Below are 23,466 nucleotides of genomic sequence, written 5' to 3'. Positions count from 1 at the left end.
GGGCTCAAGTCAGAAAAGGTTATTTTAAACCGAACAGCGCATGCAGCAGATCATCAACTTTATCATACGATATAAGAACTTTCTTCTTTATATCTTTTTGTTGACGGTCTCCCTAGCCTTTACCATTCAATCACATTCGTATCACCACTCACGCTTTTTCAACTCGAGCAACTGGATTTCGGGAAATATCTATGAGGCTTCCAACAGTTTCTTTACCTATTTCGACCTGGGTGAAGAAAATCGCAAACTGATCGAGGAAAACAAAAGATTACGAGACCGCCTTTTCAATCTTAAGACCACAGATTCTGTCGATTTGGATTCCGTTCAAAAAACCTATACCATCACCTCTGGCAAAATCATCAAGAACAGTTATGCCAATCCGAGAAATTATATTACGATCGACAAGGGCAGCAAAGACAGCATCAGACCTGATATGGGCGTTATCACGGATCATGGCATCTTGGGTATCGTGGAGAATACATCCAAAAACTTCGCAACGGTCCAGAGTATCCTGAATGAGAACTCGATCATTAACGCAAAGATCAAAAATTCAGATCAATTTGGCTCGTTGGTATGGAATACCAAAGACTACAATGTCGTTCAATTGATAGACATTCCAAGAATGGCGAATCTCACCATAGGCGATACGATCGTAACTGGGGGCATGAGCACTATATTCCCTGCCGATATTCCAATAGGTACCATACAAAAATTCGACCTGAACAACTCGCAAAGCCTATACACCATTGATGTTGCCCTATTCAACGATATGACCGACCTGAAACACATCTATATCGTTTATAACAAGAATCAGGAAGAGATTATCAAATTGCAAACCGAGACCAAAAGCGATGATCAGTAACAACTATTTCATAAATATCGCGCGTTTTATACTTTTGGTCCTGGTACAGGTATTGGTCTTTAATCGGTTGAATTTCTTTGGCTTTATCAACCCAATGGTCTATATCATGTTTTTATACTGGTATCCGATCAAAGAGAACCGAGCGGTTTTCATAGGGTTAAGTTTTCTGTTGGGAATTTCAATCGACTTTTTCTCGGACACGATGGCCATACACGCTGCCTCAACGGTAACGATCGCCTATTTTAGACCTGCCATTATGAGATTTGTCTTCGGTGTCAACTATGAATTTCAAAATTTTAAGCTGGGCAACGCCACTAGGGTACAACAATTTACTTTTTTAGCGTTATTGATTATAGTGCACCATGCCGTGTTCTTTACTTTGGAAATTTTCAGTTTAGCCAACATATTGCTAATATTGAAAAAAGTAGTTTCCATAGGTTTGGCCTCCTTGGTACTCTGTTTGCTGCTCGGCTCGCTTTTTAGTACCAAAAAGGAGTGAAAAACGAAATAGGGAACGACATATTTTCTGATGTTCAGGTGTATTAATCACAACGGTCGGGAGGTATTTTTACTTCCCTTAAAGTCAAACAAAAATTTCATCCTAGATGAAAAAATTTCTACTGTCATCCATAATTGTCATAGTTGGCATAACCTTTATAGGTCGTCTATCATATTTACAGATATTCAGTTTTTCTCCCGATCAGGTATTGGAAGATCCTGCCATCAAGGCCATTTATGATTATCCGGAAAGAGGTTACATCTATGATCGTAACGGAGAATTGTTGGTGGGCAATCAACCTGCCTATGACGTGATGGTCATACCCCGTGAGGTAAAGCCTTTGGACACACTTGAATTCTGCAAGCTTTTGGGTATCGAGAAGGAAAAATTCATCAAGACCTTAAATAGGGCCAGGGTATATTCACCAAGACTTCCGTCGGTTTTGGTACATCAACTTTCAAAGGAAGACTATGCCCGCCTGCAGGAAAAAATGAGGCATTACGAAGGGTTCTACATCCAAAAACGTTCACTGCGCTACTACGATACCAACAGTGCCGCAAATGTCTTGGGCTATATCAGCGAGGTCAATGAACGCGATATTGCCAAAAACCCGTATTACGTGCAAGGAGAACTGACCGGCAGAACCGGGGTCGAAAAGGTGTACGAAGATATATTGAGGGGTCGCAAGGGCGTACAATATATTCAGAAAGATCGTTTCAATAGAGATATCGGCCCATATAAAGATGGTGCTTTGGACACGCTTCCTGAGCAAGGTATCGAAATCAACATTACCATTGATAAGGCCCTACAAGAGTATGGTGAGCGATTGATGCATGGCAAATGGGGCGGCATAGTTGCCATTGAACCTTCCTCAGGAGAAATTCTTGCCATGATTTCAGGGCCAACGTACGACCCATCACTTTTGGTCGGGCGACAACGATCGGCCAATTACAGCAAACTGCATTATGATTCGATCTCGAAACCGACATTTGACCGCTCGATATCGTTCGAAAAGAGTCCCGGTTCACCATTTAAGGCCATCAATGCCCTGATTGCCTTGCAAGAGGGTGCCATTACCCCATCGACAAAATTTACATGTTATCATGGTTTCTTTATCGGAAGAAGTAAAAAAGGCTGTCATTGCGGAGGAGGTGTCAGAAATCTGAACTCGGGTATCTATAAATCTTGCAACGCCTATTTTGTAGGTGCGTACAAAAAGATTTTCGAGCAGTTTCCATCAAATAGCCAAGCAATGGATGTATGGGAAAAACATGTCAGAAGCTTCGGGCTAGGCTCATATCTAGGCTCGGATCTTTATACGGGCAGGCCCGGTAGTGTACCAAGCACCGAACTGTACAACAAATGGTATGGTGAAGGCGACAACAGATGGTCGGCCACCACGACTTATTCCAATGCCATCGGCCAAGGCGAGGTGAACGTAACACCTTTACAGTTGGCCAACATGACCGCTGCAATCGCCAATAGAGGTTTTTTCTATACTCCGCACATCCTCAAAAAAATCGATGGCAAGGAAATCAGTATTCCAGATTTCGTCGAACCCAAACAGACCACAATCGACAAGCATCATTTCGAACCGGTAATACAAGGTATGGCGGATGTTTATGATAAAGGTACTGCGAAGTGGATTCAAATACCCGATATCGAAATAGCGGGAAAAACCGGTACCGTCGAAAATTTCATGAAAATAGACAGTGTGAAGACGCAATTGACCGATAACTCTGTTTTCGTGGCCTTTGCCCCGGTCGACAAACCAAAAATCGCACTTGCGGTATACATTCAAAACGGTTATTATGGTGCCCGATATGCAGGTCATATCGCATCATTGTTGATCGAAAAATATTTGAAAGGCGAGATTACAAGGAAAGACCTCGAAAAGAGAATGTTGGAAAAGACCTTGGAACACGAATATGCCAAACCCTACAGTGGCGAGGAGTTCAAGATCAACGAATATGTCTGGTAAGAGCATTCTCAAGCGTATTGACTGGCTGTCAATCTTCATCTATCTAGCATTGATAACCATCGGGTGGGTAAGTATCTACTCAAGTACGTTCGATGAAGCCGCTCCGTCCATTTTTGATTTTGATACCCTGCACGGAAAGCAATTGTTCTTTATAGGCGCCAGTCTGGTGGCCATAGTGGTCATACTAGCCCTTGAAGCCAATTTTTATGAGCGGTTCGCAAGTCTGTTCTATGTCATATCACTAATTCTGCTTTTGGGACTCTTCGTATTCGGCAAAACGATAGCCGGGGCGACTTCTTGGTATAATCTTGGTTTTTTCAACCTTCAACCCTCTGAAATTGCAAAGGCGGCGACCGCCTTGGCCCTGGCAAAGTATTTAAGTGACATCCAGACCGATATAAGACAGGGGCGAGATCAACTCTATGCTTTATTGATTATTTTGGTTCCTGCGCTTTTGATCATTCCACAACCTGACCCAGGTAGTGCCCTGGTCTTTTTTGCCTTGGTCATGGTAATCTTCAGGGAAGGATTGCCCCTATATTATCTCGGTATCGCCTTTATTGCAATTTTAGTCTTTATTACGACCCTGATATTTGGCACAATATGGGTAAGTATTACCTTGGTGTTGCTGCTGACACTTTTTCTCATTCTGAAAAAAAAGAAATCAAGAATACGCATCTTGCCAATGTTCGCATTCACGGTTATTGCGATCCTTTTTTCGTTTTCGGTAAATTTCGTTTTCAACAATGTCTTTGAACAACGTCACCGCGACAGGTTCAGTCTTTGGTTACGGTTGGAAAATGACCCGGCAAAACTTGAAAGTATTAGAAAGAGTATCGGCTACAATACCTACCAATCTGAAAAAGCCATCGAATCTGGTGGATTCTTCGGAAAAGGTTTTCTAGAAGGAACCCGCACCAAAGGAGATTTTGTGCCCGAACAACACTCTGACTATATTTTTACCTCTGTGGGCGAAGAATGGGGGTTTATAGGCACGACGACCGTGGTATTGCTTTTTACTTTTTTACTGCTGCGCTTGGTTCATTTGGCAGAAAGGCAAAAAACAGATTTTGCCCGCATGTTCGGTTATGGCGTAATATCAATACTTCTTATACACTACGTTATAAATATCGGTATGGTCATCGGTTTACTACCGACTATCGGTATACCGTTGCCTTTTTTCAGTTACGGGGGGTCGAGTATGTTGGGTTTCACCGCCCTACTCTTTATTTTTCTGAAGTTGGACTCGAACAGACTCAAGGAAGGCATTTAATGCCTCACATCAAAATTTCCAGTTGTCGGTTACTATTCGACTTTCCAATTCGGCTTCCTGCTCGTCATTAAGATCTTCGAAAAAATCGATACCTGTCATCGCTTCGACCGTGTCGACAGAAACAACAAATTGTTCAAGTGGTTGAGTGCGCTCTTCGCCTGGCATTAAGAACACGATGACCTTTAAGCTTTCAGGATTTCCCCTTGCTATGATTTTGTAAAAATATTTGGGTACGTCGACATCTTCGTCTCCGATTTCTTGAAGACCTGCTTCCAAGACACCTCCGGTAACGATGTAAAGCGTTCCGTATTGTTTGGCCCATTGACGAACTTTGATTTCAAGTCGGTTCCATATGCCGGCATTGAAATCAGTATTCTGCGGACTTATGTTGCTTGTATAAAAAGTCTCATTATAGGCCTGCTCTGAAAACCTACGATCACCGGCCGGACACAAATGTCCGCGGTCAAACCCTGAACCTCTATAATTGCGCCAATCGGCGGACTTTGTCCTTACCTTTGGGTCTTCGATAAAATAGGGCCGCTTTCTGTCGTCATTGGTCAAATGCTCTTTTTTCAAAACATGGGCCACCCATTCGGCCTGCTCAAAAGGTTCGTTGTACGAGAGTATGAAATGTTCATGCTCAACAATGGCACCTGTTGTCGAACTTGGCATGAAAAAAGTCGGTATTTTAGTTTTGGAAAAACGCTCCTTGGTATTGGAATAGCTATCGGGCGTATAGAAATTCTCAAAAACCCAGAACCCGATTATACATAACAACATTAAACCTGTATAAATGATTCTGTTCTTATCGCTGCTTCGCATGGGTCAAATGTAAATCAAATATCGGTCACAAGGGCACCAGCATTTATTACAAAAGTCGAGCGCGCTGATTTGTCAAAAAAAATGCGTCGAACAAGATTTCCAAAATCGAACCAGAAACAAAAACCCCGACGTATTTACGCCGGGGTCTATTTGACAATCTTATTGGGATTATTATCCCTTTACACTGGCCAACTTGCCGTTCTTGATATTGTTGATCTTGAGATCCCGAAGTACGTTGACCGCTTCTTCGACATAGACATCTTTGGCTAAATCTTGATGCCAACGATCTCTTTTTTGTCGCAAGACCGAATCTTTGGTAAACAGTTCTTCTTCATATTTAAGCGACTTGAACGTCAACTGTGAATCGTAATCCGATAGCGTTTTAAAATATTTCGATTTTTCTTTATCTTTCTTGTCCTCGGTTTTATAGACCTCATAGTTCAATGAAATCTCGGTTTCATCCTGTTCGTCCTTAAGCCATTTGGCATTCTCCTCGATCAATTTGATCTGCGGATTTTTGGCCATGCGGCTCTTGCTGTTGGCAATGGTCTGCTCATAATCGATATAACCGTCCCATACTTCATAGTTGGCAGGTTCGATTTCATCCCATTTAAGGGGGTTCTCTTGATCACGCTCACCTAGGTCGATGTAGCTGTAACGATCCGGAACCACAACATCGCTCTTCACCCCTTCAAGCTGCGTAGAGCCGCCATTGATACGATAGAACTTTTGTGTGGTCAACTTAATGGCCCCTAGGTCTCCGTGTTCATTACTTCGTACTATATTATCTAAAGGAATAACGTTCTGTACGGTTCCTTTTCCAAAGGTTTGTTTACTGCCAATGACAATCGCACGTTTGTAATCTTGCATAGCGGCAGCCAATATTTCAGAAGCCGAAGCGGACAGCTCGTTGACCAATACAACCAATGGGCCATCCCACTGAATACGCTCGTCTTTGTCGTCATAAACATCTTTTCGTTTTCCGTTCGATCGTACCTGAACGATCGGGCCGTCTTTGATAAACAGTCCCGCCATTTCTACCACGGTTTTCAGCGAACCACCACCATTGTCACGCAAGTCCAAGATAAGGCCCTCGACCCCGGTCTCTTTCAATCTTTCGATTTCCTTGGCCACATCGGTCGCGGCATTACGCTCACTATAGTCCTCAAAATCAACATAGAACTTGGGCAGATTGATAATACCGAAAGTCTGGTCTCCTTTTATGATATTGGCAGATTTTGCATACGATTCTTCCAACTCGACCACATCTCTGGTCAATGAAACAATTTCCAAAGAGCCATCTACCTTGCGAATGGTGAGGTCTACCACGGTACCCTCAGGGCCCTTGATCATCTTAATGGCATCGTCAAGGCGCATACCTACGATGTCGATGGGCTCTTCACCCTTTTGGCCCACCTTCAAGATCAAGTCTCCGACCTCAAGCCGTGCATCACGCCATACCGGCCCACCTGAAATGATCTCCACTATTTTTGCCCCTTCGGGCTTCTTCTGTAGTCGCGCGCCGATTCCTTCGAATTTACCCGACATATTCATGTCAAACTTGTCCTTTTCCTCAGGAGGGAAAAACAAGGTATGAGGATCGAACTCATCAACGATGGTATTAATATATTGCACGAACCAATCTTTTCTTTCAAGGTCATCGATGAAATCAAAAAACTCGTCCAAAGTCTTTTCGGTATATTGTCGCGCCTCCAATTCGGCTTCCTCGGCAGTTAACGGTTTTTCAGAATCGGTCCCAGTTTCAGAATCCGGTCCGTTCACGGTCATCTTGGCATCGTAATTGCCCAAAGTGGCATATTTCAATTGCTTTCTCCATCGTTCTTTCAAATCTTCCCGTGAAGATGCAAAGGGCTCTTTATCATAATCGATATTGATCGTTTCGTTTTGGGCATAATCAAAGGGCTTTTCTAAAATCTCTTTATAGATTTGTTTCGCGTCGCCCATTCGTTGCACCAATCTTTCATGGACCAAGTTAAAGAAGGTGATATCGGTATTCTTGATCTGGTCGTCTATCTGGTATTTATACTTCTCGAACTCCCTTATGTCACTTTCTAAAAAATAACGTTTTGTAGGGTCGATAATATCGATGAAATCTTCAAAGACATTTACTGAAAAATCATCATCGATGTCCTTAGGCTCATAGTGCCCTTTCTCTAGCACATAGGTAATAAGATCCAACAATAATTTGTCCTTATCGTCATTTTCAAAAGTCTTGTTAGTAAAGCTGCACGAAGCTACAGCTATGAGCATTACAACCAATGCGTAGGCCAAATTCCTTTTCATCCGTTATTTTTAATTTATTAAAATCTTATCGCCCGGGATTTTCAGTCCAAATGGGTCTCCCATATCGTTCGATTCCCTAATATACTGAAAAAACCATGCCAGCAAGGAGCTTCTTTCATTAATTTTTTGTTAATGGCCGGAAAGGCGATATCTTTTTTAAAACGTATTTTTACCATTAAAATTATACCGTATGTCGAAACCCTTGATTCTTGTGACGAATGATGATGGAATTACAGCACCGGGGCTGAGGGCATTGATACGTTTTATGGGTGATTTGGGAGAGGTCGTGGTCGTCGCCCCTGACAGTCCGCAATCTGGCAAAGGCCACGCCATAACCATTGATGACACTTTATTCTCAACCAAGGTCACGGTAGACCAGCTGCACGGCGCTCCGAAAGAATATAGCTGTAGCGGCACGCCCGCAGATTGCGTTAAGCTAGGGCTTCAGGTAATTTTAGACAGAAAGCCCGATATCTGTGTCAGCGGTATCAACCATGGGTCGAACTCTTCGATCAATGTCATTTATTCAGGAACCATGAGCGCGGCCATAGAGGCGGGCATCGAAGGAATTCCGGCCATCGGTTTTTCTTTGCTCGATTATTCTTGGAACGCCGATTTTGAACAGGCCGGCCCCGCAATCAAAAAAATAGTAAGACAATCGTTGAAAAAGGGTATGCCCGAAGGAGTGGTACTAAACGTAAACATACCGAAATTGAGCAAAGAAAACATCAAAGGTATAAAGGTATGCAGACAGGCACGCGCGAATTGGAAAGAGAAATTCGACCACAGAACGAGTCCCATGGGCAAGGACTATTATTGGTTGACCGGCGAGTTCGAACTACTTGATAAAGGCGAAGATACCGATGAGTGGGCCTTGGCCAACGGCTACATTTCGGTTGTGCCTACCCAATTCGACCTCACTGCCCATCATGCGATACAAAACCTAAACACGTGGAATTTAAATGAATAGGAAGGAATTGATCATTGGCATTGCCGTTGGCATAATCGCCAATACCGTTGGAACTTTATTGTACATTCTTCTATTTTCGGACTTGGGAATTGTTGAAACTTTTGAAGCCGCCGTGCAACAGGGACATATAGGAAGCCTGCTCGCCTTGGGCGCCATATTGAACCTCGGCGCTTTTTTTGGCTTTTTGCGCATCAAGAGAGACCAGCGGGCAAAAGGCGTCTTGATCGCCACTTTGATGACGGCCCTGATAATTTTGTGCTACAAAGTATTTTAATATGAAATACTACATCATCGCCGGTGAGGCTTCCGGAGACTTGCACGGTTCCAACCTGATTAAGGCCTTAAAGGCTCAAGACAATTACGCCGAAGTGCGTTGTTGGGGGGGCGACCTCATGCAAAGCGCAGGTGGAACACTTGTCAAGCATTATAAGGAAATGGCCTTTATGGGCTTCTTGGAAGTCGTTCAAAATCTTGGTGCCATCAAAAAAAATATCGCTTTCTGCAAGGCCGATATTGCCCAATGTTCGCCCGATGTAATCATCTTTATAGACTTTTCAGGCTTTAACCTTCGAATTGCCAAATGGGCAAAACGACATGGTTTTTTGACCAACTACTACATTTCACCCCAAATATGGGCCTCACGAGAAAGCAGGATCAATGATATCAAAAGAGATATTGATGCGATGTATGTCATTCTTCCCTTTGAAAAGCAATTTTACGAGGGCAAACATAGTTTTCCGGTACACTTTGTGGGGCACCCCTTAATAGATGCGATCTCACAAAAAACAAGGCCCGACCCTGAACAATTTCGATCCGAAAATCATTTGGATCCAGAAAAACCGATTATCGCCCTACTTCCGGGAAGCCGTAAACAGGAAGTTGAAAAAATGCTCTCATTAATGCTATCGGTCGTCGATGATTTTTCGGAATATGAGTTCGTGATAGCGGGAGCCCCCAGTCTGGAGCGTGATTTTTTCACCCCTTTTTTAGATAATCCGAATGTCGGTTTTGTTGCGAACAAAACATATGACCTTCTAAGTGTGGCCGATGCCGCATTGGTGACCAGCGGTACGGCCACCTTGGAAACCGCACTTTACAAAGTACCACAAGTGGTCTGTTATCGCGCCAATTGGATATCGTATCAAATCGCCAAACGCATTATCACCCTGGACTATATATCACTGGTAAATCTGATCATGGAAAAAGAGGTTGTCAAAGAACTGATCCAAACCGAATTGAACACCCAAAACATCAAGGTCGAATTGAAGAAAATTCTTGGGGATCCTTATAGAAAAAAGCAAGTGGAAGCATACGAAGAACTGTCCGAAAAACTGGGCGGGCCCGGTGCCAGTACCAAAACGGCAAGCTTGATCATTGAGAATATCAAGCATTAATTGCCAGGCCCCACAAAATCTTTTACGAACCCACCTTGACTTTTTTGATCTTAGCGAAAATCGGCCATTTTGAGACTGATCGAAAACATTCTTGAATTGCATATCTGGGCTACGAAAAGAAAACATGACGAAAAGCAGAATCAAAAGAGCAATTTTTGGCCTGTAGGAAAAAGTCAAGATGGGTTCTCTAAATAATTTCTTTAATTTTGAAACGGAAGGATGCCTAAAACGTCCTTAAAATGCGAAAAATCGTTTATATTTTTTTGGGTCTTTTGGTAGTAAACTGTGGTACCTATAAAAAGAAGACTTCGTACAGCAAGAATAAGTCCTTTGGCGAAACCCGAAAGGTAACTGTCGAGGCATCCGAATCAAAGACCGTCGAAATCGATGAATCGGATCATGAAGACAATTCGTCACCTAACGGCCCTGTCGCCGACAAGATCATCAATACGGCTCTTACCTATTCAGGTACCCGATACAAATATGGAGGTACCACAAAAAAGGGAATGGACTGCTCCGGACTGCTTTACGTATCCTTCGGCGAGCATGATATAGCATTGCCGCGAATTTCGTATCAAATGGCCGAGGAAGGTCGCCGAATTCGAATAAATAAAGTCAAAAAGGGAGATCTTCTGTTCTTTAAGACCAGTAAGCGCAAAAGACGTATCAATCATGTGGGCATGGTCGTTGCGGTGGAAGGTGATGACATAAAATTCATTCATGCATCCACTTCAAGGGGTGTCATCGTTTCTTCTTTACGGGAAGGATATTGGAACTACGCTTTCGTCAAGGCGACCCGCGTTCTCTAAAATTGTTTGTTTTTTCCTACTTTAGGGCGTAAACCGACCCGATGCAGCTATTCCGATTCATCCCGGTAAAATTGACGATATACCTCATTTTAGGTATTCTTTTGGGTCACTATTTACATTTTGGAATTATCATTTCTTCTACCTTGACAGTTTTCTTCCTTGCCGTATTGGGGTGGATATTCATTAGGAACAAAAGAAAAGAAGCACATCTGTTCGCAATCATGGTCTTCTTGACCACTATTAGTTTAGGCGTGCTTTCAATATCACTGGCGACGCCCGAAAATTATGATGATCATTATTCATACCGGATTTCAGGCTATGACGTAAAATGGCGATTGAAGATTTTGGAGGTCATGAAACCTACCACCTTTTCAGCGCGCTATATTGCCGAAGTACATCGTCTCGAAAACCATAGAGCATCAGGAAAAGTATTACTGAGTTTGCCCAAAGATACCGCAGTGTCGCCATTTGAGGTGGATGATGAACTCATTTCCTTTGGCCAAGCCGAAGAAATCGGGCCTGCTTTGAACCCACATCAATTCGATTACAAAAATTACCTTAAAAATCTAGGCATTTCACATCAGTTACGACTGAATAATAGTAACTATATCGTTTTAAAAAATCAATCGCCAACACTTTATGGGGTGGCCGCATCTTTTCGAAATAAGATCATTTCAAAATTGAAAACCTCTGATTTTGGGAATGAAGAATTGGCCATTATACAGGCGTTGCTTTTGGGGCAGCGCCACGATATATCGGTAGAGACTTATAATAACTATAAAAATGCAGGGGCCGTTCATATTTTAGCCGTATCGGGATTGCATATCGGTATCTTGCTATTTCTACTACAGTTCTTGTTAAGGCCTTTGGAATATCTACCCAAGGGAAAAACCATTAAACTAATAGTTACGCTTCTGTTGCTTTGGGGGTTTGCCTTTTTAGCAGGCTTGTCCGCTTCTATTGTCAGGGCGGTCACCATGTTCACGTTCGTGGCCTATGCCCTATTTTTGAACAGACCGGGCAATACTTTCAACATTCTCGCCCTTTCGATGTTTTTCATTTTATTGGTCTATGACCCAAAACTTTTGTTCCAGGTCGGGTTTCAAATGAGTTACGCCGCTGTTTTTGCCATTGTTCGAATTTATCCATTATTTCAGAAATTATGGCATCCCAAGAATTGGTTTACTCGAAAAGTGTGGCAATTATTGTCGGTTAGTATAGCGGCTCAGTTAGGGGTATTGCCTATCGGTCTTTATTATTTTCACCAGTTTCCTGGTCTTTTCTTTGTTTCGAACCTCTTGATCGTACCGTTCTTAGGATTGATTTTAGGTCTTGGTATCTTGGTCATTTTACTCTCCCTTTTCAATATACTGCCCGATGCGTTGGTCAAAATCTATGATTTTGCCATTGGTTCAATGAATAAGGTCGTCGAATGGGTCGCCCAACGCGAAGCTTTTATTTTTAAGGACATTTCTTTTGATCATGTTCAATTGCTATTGGTCTACGCGATTATGTTTTATCTACTTATGATAAGCACAAAAGTATCCTTTAAAAGAGCCGCGACCCTATTGGCCTTGGTTATCGGTTTCCAACTTTGGATGCTCCGTACCTCTCATCGCACCGCCCGAACGACAAAGTTGATATTGGCGCATCAAACCCGTAATTCTGTTTTAATGCACCATAATGGAAATCGACTGACCCTTATGACCAACAAAAAAAACGAAGCGGCCCGCTTGGCCGCCGATTATAAAGTCGCTGAACGAATCGATTCCGTTGGATATCAAGAACTGAAGAACAGTTATTCTTTTAGGGGCAATAATTTGTTGATTATCGACAGTCTTGGAGTATATGGCCCGACCTCTGAACCAATGGATTACATCGTACTTACCGAATCACCCAAAATTAATCTTGAAAGACTGATCGATTCTTTGCACCCTAAAAGTTTGATCGCCGACGGAAGCAACTATAAAAGCGATATCGAACGCTGGAGAACGACTTGTAAAAAAAGAAGACTCCCCTTTCACTATACAGGTGAAAAGGGAGCATATTACTTCATTGATATACCATAATCAATGTATCTTGCCCATCAGCTTTTTAATCAATGGAGATGTTACGAGCACAATCAATCCGGCTCCTAGCGCATATTTGGCTATTAACATAAAACCATCGGTGTAAACACCCAAGGTTTCCAATCCCCCAATGTTCTTGTCAGTACTTTCGATTGCCAATTGTTTGCCAATAAACCCTACAATCTGAAATGCAAAAGCCGATGATAAAAACCAAACCCCCATAATAAAGGCTATAAAGCGCAGAGGTGCCAAATCGGTCATCTTCGAAAGGCCGACCGGTGACATGAACAACTCACCGACAGAAAGCAGAAAATACATCAACAAAAGATAAGCAAATGGCACTAAACCATTGTCGTTGGCACTTGCTCCGCTAATCGCCAAAACATAGAAACTAATTCCAGCGAACAACAATCCCAAACCGAATTTATAAGGGGTTCTTGGATTCGATTTTTTCTTGCTCAACCATGTCCACATCATTGAAATAGGAATCGCTAAAATTATTATGAACATTGAGTTCAAAGAATTAGTCTGTGCGGCGGTCATTATTCCCTCCAAATCAATATTTCTTGCAGCGAAGAGTGTTATTACACTCCCCGAAAGCTCATGAAATCCCCAAAAAATGGTCATGAAAAATGTAAGCAGCACTGCAACGAATAATTTTTTACGCTCATCAAGGGAAGCTTTGTACATGATATAGGCCAAGTACGCGAGAACCGTAATACCAATACCCGTGAATATGACATTTACTATATTCTGGCCGGCGAACATACCCTCTGTTGCGACAGATTCGTACGAGGACAATAGAAAAGCTATCAAAGGTACGGCCATAACGGCCAAGATCGGAACAAGAATACCTTGCGGAATTCCAACTATTTTTTTGTCCATTACTTCTTCATTAGGAGGAAGCCCTCGATTTCCAAAAACGTTCTTTTTGATACCGCTCCAGAAAAATATAAGTCCCGTTAGCATCCCGATTCCGGCCAAACCGAAACCATAATGCCATCCATATTTTGCCGCCAACCAACCACACAAGAGCGGGGCTACCCAGCCTCCAATATTGATTCCCATATAAAATATCGTAAATCCCGAATCTTTTTTGGGATCTCCCTTTTCATATAAAGTGCCAACAAAAGTTGAGATGTTCGGCTTAAAAAACCCATTACCAACGATGATGAGCGACAAGGCCAAAAAGAACGCCATATTGTTCTCAATGGCCAGAACGAAGTGCCCAAGGGCCATCAATATGCCTCCTAAAAAAATGGAATTGCGCATACCCAAAATCTGATCTGATATTTTGCCCCCAATCACCGTTGATGCATACACCAACGATCCGTATGAAGCATAAACCGCGGCCGTTGCAAAATCGCGCTCGGCCAATGCTTCGAAGATAACATTGACCATATAAAGGGTAAGCAAGGCACGCATACCATAAAAACTAAAACGTTCCCACAGCTCGGCGAAAAAGAGATAGAACAAACCTTTGGGATGGCCGAACATTTGCTCTTGATCGGTATATTCATTTTTGGTTTCCATAAGATCTTATGATTGGTTTATTACAAGTTTTCTTTTACAAAATCGGTCAATTTGGTAAAGAGATGTATTCGGGTATTGCCGCCATAAATGCCATGGTTCTTATCAGGATATATCGCCCAATCGAACTGTTTATTCGCCTGAACCAATGCCTCGATCATTCGCATACTGTTCTGTACGTGAACGTTATCGTCACCAGATCCATGTACCAACAAATATTTTCCTTGTAAAAGCTCAGGATAGTTGAAAGGCGAATTGTCATCGTACCCATTCGGATTCTCTTCAGGTGTTCGCATGAATCGCTCGGTATAGATGGTATCGTAGAATCGCCAACTTGTAACCGGTGCCACAGCAATCGCCATTTCAAAGACATCATTGCCTTTCAATATGCAATTTGTGGCCATATGCCCGCCAAAACTCCAACCCCAAATTCCAGTACGCTCTTCATCGATATAAGGTAGCTCGCTCAACTTTTTGGCAGCGGAGATCTGGTCTTCGGTCTCATACTTTACCAAATTCAAATACGTGACCTTTTTGAAGTCTCTACCCTTAAGACCTGTGCCCCTACCGTCGACGCACACAATTATGTAGCCCATTTGGGCCAACATCTGGTGCCAGTAGTCATTGGCTGCCATCCATCGGTTCGCAACTTGTTGTGATCCCGGACCGCTATATTGAAACATTAACATCGGGTATTTTTTAGAGGCATCAAAATCTTTGGGCTTGACCATATACATGTTCAAATCGTTACCATTGATGGCTATGGTGGAAAATTCCTTTGGGGAGGTAACATAACCTTTTAAATTATTAAGAAGGTTATTATTGTCTTTGATATCCTTCAACTTTTTGCCGTTCGACGCCCTGTGCAATGTATATTCAGGCGGTGTGGCGGCGCTTGAAAAAGTATTGATGAAATACGTGAAGTCGGCACTGAAATCAGCACTGTTAGTTCCCAACGCGGTTGCCAATTCCTTTTTGTTCTTACCATTACTGGAAACACTATAAACACCCCTGTTTATAGAACCATTTTCGGTAGATTGATAGTATATTTTGTCTTTTTTAGGGTCATAGCCATAATAGGCCGTTACCTCCCAAGGGCCTTTGGTAACCTGTTCAACCAATCGGCCGTTCTTATCATGCAGATAAATATGGTTCCATCCATCTTTTTCACTTGACCATATCAAACTGTCATCGGCCAAAAAAGTAAGGTTATCGTGAATATCGACATAAGCTTCGTCTTTTTCTTCCAATAACAGATCAATGCTATTGTCTTTTGTATTGACCCGGTGCAACCGTAAATGGTTTTGATGACGGTTGATTGTCTGTACACTTAGTTGATCGGGGTTTTTCATCCACTTTATTCGAGGAATATAGTATGCGTCGGCCAAATCAACATTCGAAATACTTTTCGAAGAAAGGTCGTACGTGTGCAAAGTCACCATCGCATTTTTCTCGCCCGCTTTCGGGTACTTGAACACATATGGCTTTTGATAGAGTTCGGCACCATAGACATCCATGGAAAATTCGGGAACATCGGTCTCATCAAAGCGAAGAAACGCGATTTTGGTACCATCGGAATTCCATTCAAAAGCCCGAACGAAAGCAAACTCCTCTTCATAGACCCAATCGGTAACACCATTGATTATTTTGTTCTTGACGCCATCGGTCGTCAATTGTTTCGTGGTCTTATCGGCTATGTTGAAAAGGTAAATATTATTATCAAGAACATAGGCAACTTGGGTGCCATCAGGCGATAGTGAAGGCTCTTGAATTTTCGAATCCGAGATTTGGATTACGGTCTTTGAGCCAATATCATAAACGAAGAAAACGCCCAAAGTAGAACGCCTAAAAATAGACTCGACTTCTGTGGCCAAAAGAATTTTACTTTCATCTGTACTAAATTCATAGGAGGTGAAGTTAGACACCCCTTTCAAATCTGCCGAAGAAACTATAGTCCGGACTTTGGACAAGGTGGTATAATCATACATGTCGATCGAACTTGCCTTACTTACACGGTCATAGTTCAAAACAGTATATTCCTTGCCATTGTTGAGCGATCGCAGGGCGTCAAGACCTTCGGTGCCAAAGGTGCCTTGGTAGATATCTTCTACGGTTATTTGTTTGTTTTGGGAATGTGCAGATGTCAAAAAAAAGACCCCTATAAAACCCAGTAATACTATTTTTCGCATTAGTTTGTTAAAAATTGGATTAAATCGGTCAAGTTTAGTGATAATTTTGCAGATAATATAACCTTTACCATTAAAATACAATAAGGGGTCAAGCGAACATAAGAGTCCCTTTTTCAGGTTTATGCTTATCTTTATCACGAAACCAAGTACTTTATGACAAAGCCTATCGAAGGATTTTCCAAACTGACCAAAGAAGAAAAAATCGATTGGTTGGCCAACAACTTCACCCCCGATCCAAAGGCCGCAAAAAGAATCTTGAAAAACTATTGGAACGAGGACATCGAGCTTCAAAAATTACACGATGAGTTCATCGAAAACACGATAACCAATTATTACCTGCCTTTTGGCATTGCGCCGAATTTTTTGATAAATGGCAAGTTATACGCGATTCCAATGGCCATTGAAGAAAGCTCGGTGGTTGCAGCGGCCAGTCGGGCCGCTAAATTTTGGCTGGATCGCGGCGGATTCAAGACCGTCGTACTCGGAACCCAGAAAATAGGGCAGGTACATTTTAACTATTACGGCAATCCATCGAAACTTAAAAAATTCTTCCTCGAGGTAAAACCAAAATTAAGGGCCGATGCAAGGCCGATCACAAAAAATATGGAGGGGCGCGGAGGAGGTATAGTCGATATTGAACTGCGCGACAAGACGGCTCAAATAAAGGGTTACTATCAGTTGCACTGTACTTTTGAAACCCTGGATGCCATGGGGGCGAATTTCATCAATTCATGCCTCGAACAATTTGGCAAAACCTTTAAGGAACAAGCGCTACTTTTTGGTCAATTTACCGAAAAAGAAAAGCATATCGAAATCGTAATGGGCATTCTGAGCAACTATGTACCCGATTGCCTTGTGAAGGCAGAGGTCAGTTGCCCTGTCAAAGAATTAAAAGTTCCGAATTCGATTTCACCGAAAGCGTTCGCAGATAAAATGGTACGGGCCATCGACATTGCCAAGGTCGAGCCCCATAGGGCGGTAACCCATAACAAGGGTATTATGAACGGTATCGATGCGGTCGTATTGGCCACGGGCAATGATTTTAGGGCAGTGGAAGCGGGAATACATGCCTATGCCGCCAAAGATGGAAAATATACCAGCCTGACCCATGCGGAGATCAGGGGTGATATTTTTCATTTTTGGATCGAATTGCCCTTGGCTTTGGGCACGGTCGGCGGACTAACCTCACTTCATCCTTTGGTAAAACTGGCCCTCGAAATCTTACAAAGGCCTACGGCTGAAAAGTTAATGCAAATTGTTGCCGTTGCCGGCCTTGCACAAAACTTTGCCGCGGTAAGTTCGCTGGTTACAACGGGCATACAAGAAGGCCATATGAAAATGCACCTGTTGAACATTCTTAATCAATTGGGCGCCACCCAAGAAGAAAAAAAGAACCTGACCGAACACTTCAAAAACCATACTGCCTCGCATAGTGCCGTGGTCGATGCTTTTGAAGCCTTGAGAAATGGCAAATGACAAAAAACTTTTACAGCAACGGGAAGCTTTTGTTATCAGGCGAATATGCCATTTTAGATGGGGCAAAGGGTTTAGCGGTGCCGACCAAATTTGGCCAATCGTTGAATGTGACCGAAGAGGATTCAGCAATGCTACATTGGAAGAGTATTGATGAAAAAGGAAATATTTGGTTCGAAGGTCGTTATGAATTGTTGTCGTTCGCCGAAGTTTCAAGTTCCGATGCCAAAATATCAAAAACCTTGATCGCAATACTGCGACAAGCAAAAGGTTTGAATCCTAAATTTTTAGTAGAGCCTGGTGGACTAAGAGTTGAAACAAAGCTTACATTTTCTCAAAATTGGGGACTCGGCACTTCATCTACCCTAATCAATAACATCGCGCAATGGTCGGGCGTAGATCCCTATGCATTATTAGCAAAAACCTTTGGAGGTAGTGGATATGACATCGCCTGTGCCCAAAATGATTCCCCAGTGTTGTTTTGGCTTGAAGATTCGCGTCCTAAAACAAAAGTCGTTCACTACGACCCTCCATTCAAGGACCGTCTTTTTTTCATACATCTCAACAAAAAGCAAAACAGTCGCGAGGGCATTGCTGACTATAGAAAAAAACATTTCGACCAAATAGAACTGATCAATAGCCTCTCTGACGTTTCTTTGCAACTACTTAAATGTAAAAAATTAAACCTCTTCGAAGAGTTGATCTCCAAACACGAAGACTTACTGTCTCGAGCGCTCAATCTCAAACCCGTGGGCGAAAAATTGTTTTCTGACTATTCAGGGGCTATAAAAAGTCTAGGGGCCTGGGGAGGCGATTTTATATTGGCTACCGGAGATAACCGGACACCCGATTATTTCAAAGAAAAAGGGTATGAAACGATCATACCCTATTCCCAAATGGTTCTTTCTTAACTTCGATTACTAATAAAAAGTGGCTCTTTTATCCTCAATTTCAGAAGCTTCCTTAAGTGCATTGTAGACGGCCGTATTCACCTTAGAGGCATTGGCCGACTGAAGTGAATTGGCAAAAGTGCTATAATTATCGAGTTTTGGGGCCTCTTGTTTCTTCGTTACCGTAATCATGAAAACACCCGATTGCCCTTCGATAAGGCCAGAGGTCTCACCCTCTTGCATAGTATAGGCCGTCCCAACCACGACGGGTTCGCTTCCAGATCCCGGAATGGTAGGCGATTTGACCGCCAAAGCTGTTGCGGTACTGGCACTTACATTATTGTCTTTGGCCAAATCATCCATCGATTTGCCCTTGTTCGTTGAAATGATCTGTGCTGCCTTGCGCTCTTTACGTATTTTGGGCAATACGGTGGCCGAAGCATCTTCCGGAGACATCAAACCTTCATCGTAACTGGCCGTAAGTTGAACAACGGCGTAACCATTGTTAATGTTGAATCTTCTGATATCACCCAACTTAGTGTCACTGTTAAACGCCCATTGTACAATGGCCCGTTGAGCACCAAGACCGGGCAGGTTCTCATCCATAGCCTTTATCTTGTTCACGGGCATCACGGCATATTCATTTTCTTTGGCCAAATCAAAAAATGCCTTATCGGAATCAATCGATTCCATTTCAAATTTGGTCGCGTCGGTAAACAGGGTATTTATTGTTTCTTCAGATGGTTCGATCTCACGTGTCAAAGTGGCGACCTGAACGATATCTTGTTTGTCATCGACCTTTATGATATGGAAACCAAATTCGGTTTCCACCAAACCTATTTTTCCAATTGGATTACCAAATGCGTAATCATTGAATTTGGGTGTCATTACCCCTTGCTGGAAATAGCCTAGGTCGCCACCATTCGGTGCCGAAGGGCCATCTGAGTTATCTCGAGCCAATTCAACAAAAACGGCATCTTTTTTTAACGCCTCCTTTAGTAAATCTTTGGCTTTTACCTCAGCTTCTTCTTTTGTACGTTTAATATCTGGATTCGCCCTTGTGGCCCCTTCGTAAGTAATCAAAATATGACTAGCCTTTACCGTTCCGTTCGGTTTTCTGTTGACCATTTTGGAAATCTTATAAAAATTGCCATCACGATACGGACCATAGATTTCGCCTACTCGTAACGTCATCAAGGTATCGGCAAAACTGGCCGGCAAATCTTTCTTCGCCCTGTATATGGTATCGAATTTGGTATCTGAGTGGCGATCTAAAAAAGCGGCCATGTCAGTGGTATTTCTAAAGCCGGCAATAGTATCCGTTCTATCGGTCTGCGCATTATATTCAACAGTATCGTCAAGTAATTTGGTGACTTCTTCCTCTATGGCCTTTTCGTCGGCCAAAGATGGCTTTTCCTCAAAATAGACAAATTGAATGTCACGTGCCGCTTCTTGCTTAAATTCATCTTTGTGGGCATTGACATAACTTGAGATCTCGCTCTTGGTCACATTGATGGTACTGTCTGGAATCGATGAAAACGGAACTTTAACATACCTGATGTCCATTTTGGTATTGGCCAATTTATAATCCAACTCGCCTTCTTTCAAGGTTGCCCCGACCCCGGCCTTTACCAAATTGAAGTAGGCCTCTTGCTTTGCATTCTGTATGATAGACTCCTCATCTTGCAACCAAAGCGCGTATTGCGCCGGATTGTTGATCTTCATTTCGGCTATGAATTCCCTAAACTTATTCTCATCGAATACACCGCTCTCATTCTGAAATTGCGGGCTTTGTGCATACGACGGAATGTTCTTTATATAGTCCATTATCTGGTCGCGTTCAATATCGATTCCTAGGTCTTCGAACTGTTCGGCCAAAATCGCATTGCGCACCTCTTGGTCCCAAACTTGGTTAACGACCTGCATGGTCGATAAAGACGGGCCTTGTCTTCTAGAGGCCATATCGACCTTTTGGCGAAACGCATCGATGGAAATCTCGGTGCCATTTATTTCGGCCACCGTAGAACCTACTTTTCCGCCTCCGGTCAAATCACTCGTGAATACGCCAGAAATAACGAATGCGAACAAAGCGAGACCGATTATCAATATCAAGACCGTGGTTCGCTTTCTTATATTCTCTAAAATTGCCATTATTCGGATTGTTTAAAATCAGTTGGCGAAATTACCATTTTCTTTTCACCTGTTCAAATTTATTACGCTTGCAATCACGTAGTAATTCGCTACGATCAAAGCACTTGAACATCTTTATATCATAACTTGCTCACCAACCATAAATTTTCGAAAAGTCAGATGTACTCAATCTTTTTCAAGCACTTGTAAAGAGACCAAATCGATCTTGGTGTTCGACACCTCTAAAATTGTAAAAAGAAAATCGCCAATCTTTATTTCAGACCCCATTTCAGGAATTTCGCCCGTTTCATTGACGACAAGCCCTCCCAAAGTTTCGTACTCGTCATTTTCGGGAAGGTCTAACTTGTATTGCTCATTGATATAATCAACTTCGAGCCTTGCCGAAAATTTATAGCTCGTCGCATTGATTCGTTCCTCCAAAAGATCGGTCGAATCATGCTCGTCTTCGATTTCGCCAAAAAGCTCCTCGACGATATCCTCTACGGTCATAAGTCCGGATGTGCCGCCATATTCATCAAGCACCAAAGCGATACTCTTTCTTTTTTTGGTCAGCACATTAAGGATATCGTGGATCAGCATCGTTTCGGGCACAAATTCGACCGGAAGTAATATACTTTTGATCGTTTTCGGTTTTTTAAAAAGTTCATAAGAATGTACATAACCGATGACATTGTCGATCGTGTCTTTGTAGACGAGTATTTTTGAGTAGCCCGTTTCGGTAAACAGTTTGGCCAGATTTTTCGGCGTTTCGTGAAGTTCGACGGCCGTAATCTCGGTTCTTGGAACCATAACTTCCCGGGCCTTGACAGCGGCAAACTCCAAGGCGTTTTGAAAAATCTGTATTTCGGAGTCGACCTCGTCTTCTTCTTCGACAGTTTCCATCTGTTCCGTTATATAATCGCCCAATTCCACTTTGCTAAATGCAAGTTGTACCTCATCGCCAGAAGTTCCGAAGACATTTTTAAGGATGAAATCGGAAACCATGATAATAAAATCGGAAACTAAGGAAAACAGCAAATAGAACAAATAAGCAGGAAAAGCCAATATTTTAAGGAGACTGTTGGCATAAATCTGAAAAAGTACCTTGGGAAGAAATTCAGCTGTAAACAATATTATGAGGGTCGATATAACCGTTTGTGCCAATAACTTGAAGTCTGTCAGCAATAGGTTCAAAAAAGAATTCGACGTTGGGTACAGACCAGCAAACCATTCCATTAAAATCTCGCCCATAAAAAAACCATAAATAACCAATGCGATATTATTGCCAATAAGCATGGTGGCAATGAACTTTGAAGGCTTTTTCGTGAGCCTGGTCAAGACTTTTGCCAAGAACCCTTCTTGTTTTTTTACAATTTCGATATGGATTTTATTGGCGGAGACAAAGGCAATCTCCATTCCTGAAAAAAAAGCGGAAAACACCAATGCAAGAATTATGATAAGTAGTGAGATATCCACGGTCAGTTTTGGTTATCTCGCTTTCGTTGTTCGAACTTCTTGAAATAAAACCTTCTAAAGAAAAACATGAAGGTGGTTATTACGGCCAAAAAAACGAATATGTAGGCCCGACTTCTATCTGAATTCCAAAGGTTGAAAGCCATCATGGCCGATAATACGGCAATAATAAGATTCAAATAGATCGTAAACTTTAAATACTTTCCCATGATCATTTTTCTTTAATGCTCATTAGACCATATGTCTTGTGCGCGCTTAGAAAACTAAGATTTTTATTGAAATCCATTCCCTTACCGTCCATTATGGTACCGTCTTCGGGATTGGTGAACTTGAAGACCTCCTGCGTAAACACCCATTGGTTATCTTGATCGTAATAAAGTTGCGGAGTTTCCAATTTTTTTCCATCAGGGGTTTCAAGAACGACATTGCCCTGCAAATCTATCAAATTTGTGGCCGAATAAACAATACCATAGTCTGCCCTTACCTTGTTCTTTTCTCCCCTTTCATCAAAGAAATCGACCTCGAGACCTTCGGGAAACAACCGATAGGGGAACACTAGATTTTCATAGTTATAAGCGATCGGACTTCTCAAAACGGCAATATTCTTGGCAGGTTTGGTATCTTCACCCTCCAAAGGTTCGATCAATTCGCTATAGGTCAATACCGAATTTTCGGCAATTCCCCTTGGATATACTTTCTTTTGCGCCTCCTCTCCCACTCTTTTATAATTGTCGGTACAGCAGAAAAAAAGCATTGCCATGAAAAAAATCATGGCAATGCTCTTAAAGTTATTTCGAA

General features: G+C 42.4%; 18 protein-coding genes and 1 pseudogene. 11 read left to right on the top strand and 8 right to left on the bottom strand.

Features of this window, described 5'->3' with window-relative positions; all coding sequences use genetic code 11:
• The first annotated feature begins 40 nt into the window (after nt 1-40).
• The 4 genes from mreC (at nt 41) to rodA (ending at nt 4,615) form a co-directional block, all read left to right on the top strand.
• Complete coding sequence (gene mreC, locus ACEZ3G_RS08575; RefSeq protein ID WP_432425025.1) at nt 41-862, top strand: rod shape-determining protein MreC; 822 nt, start codon at nt 41-43, stop codon at nt 860-862.
• Nucleotides 852-1,361 (top strand): rod shape-determining protein MreD, encoded by a 510-nt coding sequence (locus ACEZ3G_RS08570; protein WP_432425024.1) that lies wholly within the window; start codon nt 852-854, stop codon nt 1,359-1,361. The genes mreC and ACEZ3G_RS08570 overlap by 11 nt, the downstream gene beginning before the upstream one ends.
• 106 nt (nt 1,362-1,467) lie before the next feature.
• Nucleotides 1,468-3,342, top strand: coding sequence for a peptidoglycan D,D-transpeptidase FtsI family protein (locus ACEZ3G_RS08565; protein WP_432425023.1), 1,875 nt, complete (start codon nt 1,468-1,470; stop codon nt 3,340-3,342).
• A complete protein-coding gene (gene rodA, locus ACEZ3G_RS08560) occupies nt 3,332-4,615 on the top strand; it encodes a rod shape-determining protein RodA (protein WP_432425022.1) in 1,284 nt (427 codons plus the stop codon). The genes ACEZ3G_RS08565 and rodA overlap by 11 nt, the downstream gene beginning before the upstream one ends.
• Before the next feature lie 9 nt (nt 4,616-4,624).
• Here rodA and ACEZ3G_RS08555 read toward each other — a convergent pair whose 3' ends face one another.
• Nucleotides 4,625-5,395, bottom strand: a complete 771-nt coding sequence (locus tag ACEZ3G_RS08555) for a DNA/RNA non-specific endonuclease (protein WP_432425021.1) — start codon at nt 5,393-5,395, stop codon at nt 4,625-4,627.
• A 213-nt stretch (nt 5,396-5,608) separates the two neighbouring features.
• Nucleotides 5,609-7,741 (bottom strand): carboxy terminal-processing peptidase, encoded by a 2,133-nt coding sequence (locus ACEZ3G_RS08550; RefSeq protein WP_432425020.1) that lies wholly within the window; start codon nt 7,739-7,741, stop codon nt 5,609-5,611.
• A gap of 190 nt (nt 7,742-7,931) precedes the next feature.
• Here ACEZ3G_RS08550 and surE point away from each other — a divergent pair, with 190 nt between their 5' ends.
• From surE to ACEZ3G_RS08525, 5 genes are all read left to right on the top strand, one after another.
• Entirely contained in the window at nt 7,932-8,711 is a 780-nt protein-coding gene (gene surE, locus ACEZ3G_RS08545) for a 5'/3'-nucleotidase SurE (RefSeq protein WP_432425019.1), read from the top strand.
• On the top strand, nt 8,704-8,985 hold the full coding sequence (locus ACEZ3G_RS08540; RefSeq protein WP_432425018.1) for a hypothetical protein: 282 nt from the start codon (nt 8,704-8,706) through the stop codon (nt 8,983-8,985). Before surE ends, ACEZ3G_RS08540 begins: the two co-directional genes overlap by 8 nt.
• Before the next feature lies 1 nt (nt 8,986).
• Nucleotides 8,987-10,105 carry a lipid-A-disaccharide synthase gene (gene lpxB / locus ACEZ3G_RS08535; protein WP_432425017.1) on the top strand — a complete coding sequence of 373 codons (1,119 nt, stop codon included), beginning with the start codon at nt 8,987-8,989 and terminating at the stop codon, nt 10,103-10,105.
• 239 nt (nt 10,106-10,344) lie between these two features.
• A complete protein-coding gene (locus ACEZ3G_RS08530) occupies nt 10,345-10,914 on the top strand; it encodes a C40 family peptidase (RefSeq protein WP_432425016.1) in 570 nt (189 codons plus the stop codon).
• A gap of 41 nt (nt 10,915-10,955) precedes the next feature.
• Complete coding sequence (locus ACEZ3G_RS08525; protein WP_432425015.1) at nt 10,956-12,983, top strand: ComEC/Rec2 family competence protein; 2,028 nt, start codon at nt 10,956-10,958, stop codon at nt 12,981-12,983.
• Here the strand turns inward: ACEZ3G_RS08525 and ACEZ3G_RS08520 are convergent, their stop codons facing one another.
• Together ACEZ3G_RS08520 and ACEZ3G_RS08515 are read right to left on the bottom strand one after the other, a co-directional pair.
• The gene (locus ACEZ3G_RS08520) at nt 12,984-14,516 is read right to left on the bottom strand and encodes a peptide MFS transporter (protein WP_432425014.1); all 1,533 of its coding nucleotides are present in this window, start codon (nt 14,514-14,516) and stop codon (nt 12,984-12,986) included.
• 20 nt (nt 14,517-14,536) lie between these two features.
• Complete coding sequence (locus tag ACEZ3G_RS08515) at nt 14,537-16,702, bottom strand: S9 family peptidase (protein ID WP_432425013.1); 2,166 nt, start codon at nt 16,700-16,702, stop codon at nt 14,537-14,539.
• Between the two features lie 138 nt (nt 16,703-16,840).
• On the opposite strand from ACEZ3G_RS08515, the pseudogene ACEZ3G_RS08510 reads away from it, so the two are divergent.
• Both ACEZ3G_RS08510 and ACEZ3G_RS08505 read left to right on the top strand, forming a co-directional pair.
• Nucleotides 16,841-18,178 (top strand): annotated as a pseudogene (locus ACEZ3G_RS08510) (hydroxymethylglutaryl-CoA reductase, degradative); the annotation flags it as partial.
• Nucleotides 18,175-19,086 carry a GYDIA family GHMP kinase gene (locus ACEZ3G_RS08505; RefSeq protein ID WP_432425012.1) on the top strand — a complete coding sequence of 304 codons (912 nt, stop codon included), beginning with the start codon at nt 18,175-18,177 and terminating at the stop codon, nt 19,084-19,086. The pseudogene ACEZ3G_RS08510 and the gene ACEZ3G_RS08505, both read left to right, overlap by 4 nt.
• A gap of 9 nt (nt 19,087-19,095) precedes the next feature.
• Here the strand turns inward: ACEZ3G_RS08505 and ACEZ3G_RS08500 are convergent, their stop codons facing one another.
• The 4 genes from ACEZ3G_RS08500 to lptC form a co-directional block, all read right to left on the bottom strand.
• Nucleotides 19,096-21,216 carry a peptidylprolyl isomerase gene (locus ACEZ3G_RS08500; protein ID WP_432425011.1) on the bottom strand — a complete coding sequence of 707 codons (2,121 nt, stop codon included), beginning with the start codon at nt 21,214-21,216 and terminating at the stop codon, nt 19,096-19,098.
• A 165-nt stretch (nt 21,217-21,381) separates the two neighbouring features.
• Nucleotides 21,382-22,671: a hemolysin family protein gene (locus ACEZ3G_RS08495; RefSeq protein ID WP_449288534.1), complete on the bottom strand. Its 1,290-nt coding sequence runs from the start codon at nt 22,669-22,671 to the stop codon at nt 21,382-21,384.
• Nucleotides 22,672-22,673: 2 nt separating this feature from the next.
• On the bottom strand, nt 22,674-22,877 hold the full coding sequence (locus ACEZ3G_RS08490; RefSeq protein WP_432425010.1) for a hypothetical protein: 204 nt from the start codon (nt 22,875-22,877) through the stop codon (nt 22,674-22,676).
• Nucleotides 22,878-22,879: 2 nt separating this feature from the next.
• Entirely contained in the window at nt 22,880-23,428 is a 549-nt protein-coding gene (gene lptC / locus ACEZ3G_RS08485) for an LPS export ABC transporter periplasmic protein LptC (protein ID WP_432425009.1), read from the bottom strand.
• Between the last annotated feature and the right edge of the window lie 38 nt (nt 23,429-23,466).

This window comes from Meishania litoralis (genome assembly GCF_042611095.1).
In the GTDB taxonomy this organism is placed as follows: Bacteria; Bacteroidota; Bacteroidia; order Flavobacteriales; family Flavobacteriaceae; genus Meishania; species Meishania litoralis.
The sequence above is the reverse complement of the archived record's forward strand: the minus strand, read 5'-3'. Positions and strand labels throughout refer to the sequence as shown.

Excerpts from the sequence above, each read along its gene's own strand:
- ACEZ3G_RS08570 (WP_432425024.1), top strand. The coding sequence starts at position 852 with ATGATCAGTAACAACTATTTCATAAATATCGCGCGTTTTATACTTTTG.
- ACEZ3G_RS08505 (WP_432425012.1), top strand. The coding sequence starts at position 18,175 with ATGACAAAAAACTTTTACAGCAACGGGAAGCTTTTGTTATCAGGCGAA.
- ACEZ3G_RS08555 (WP_432425021.1), bottom strand. The coding sequence starts at position 5,395 with ATGTTGTTATGTATAATCGGGTTCTGGGTTTTTGAGAATTTCTATACG.
- lptC (WP_432425009.1), bottom strand. The coding sequence starts at position 23,428 with ATGGCAATGCTTTTTTTCTGCTGTACCGACAATTATAAAAGAGTGGGA.
- ACEZ3G_RS08515 (WP_432425013.1), bottom strand. The coding sequence starts at position 16,702 with ATGCGAAAAATAGTATTACTGGGTTTTATAGGGGTCTTTTTTTTGACA.
- ACEZ3G_RS08490 (WP_432425010.1), bottom strand. The coding sequence starts at position 22,877 with ATGGGAAAGTATTTAAAGTTTACGATCTATTTGAATCTTATTATTGCC.
- ACEZ3G_RS08540 (WP_432425018.1), top strand. The coding sequence starts at position 8,704 with ATGAATAGGAAGGAATTGATCATTGGCATTGCCGTTGGCATAATCGCC.
- lpxB (WP_432425017.1), top strand. The coding sequence starts at position 8,987 with ATGAAATACTACATCATCGCCGGTGAGGCTTCCGGAGACTTGCACGGT.
- ACEZ3G_RS08565 (WP_432425023.1), top strand. The coding sequence starts at position 1,468 with ATGAAAAAATTTCTACTGTCATCCATAATTGTCATAGTTGGCATAACC.
- mreC (WP_432425025.1), top strand. The coding sequence starts at position 41 with ATGCAGCAGATCATCAACTTTATCATACGATATAAGAACTTTCTTCTT.
- ACEZ3G_RS08520 (WP_432425014.1), bottom strand. The coding sequence starts at position 14,516 with ATGGAAACCAAAAATGAATATACCGATCAAGAGCAAATGTTCGGCCAT.
- ACEZ3G_RS08500 (WP_432425011.1), bottom strand. The coding sequence starts at position 21,216 with ATGGCAATTTTAGAGAATATAAGAAAGCGAACCACGGTCTTGATATTG.
- rodA (WP_432425022.1), top strand. The coding sequence starts at position 3,332 with ATGTCTGGTAAGAGCATTCTCAAGCGTATTGACTGGCTGTCAATCTTC.
- ACEZ3G_RS08530 (WP_432425016.1), top strand. The coding sequence starts at position 10,345 with ATGCGAAAAATCGTTTATATTTTTTTGGGTCTTTTGGTAGTAAACTGT.
- ACEZ3G_RS08525 (WP_432425015.1), top strand. The coding sequence starts at position 10,956 with ATGCAGCTATTCCGATTCATCCCGGTAAAATTGACGATATACCTCATT.
- surE (WP_432425019.1), top strand. The coding sequence starts at position 7,932 with ATGTCGAAACCCTTGATTCTTGTGACGAATGATGATGGAATTACAGCA.
- ACEZ3G_RS08550 (WP_432425020.1), bottom strand. The coding sequence starts at position 7,741 with ATGAAAAGGAATTTGGCCTACGCATTGGTTGTAATGCTCATAGCTGTA.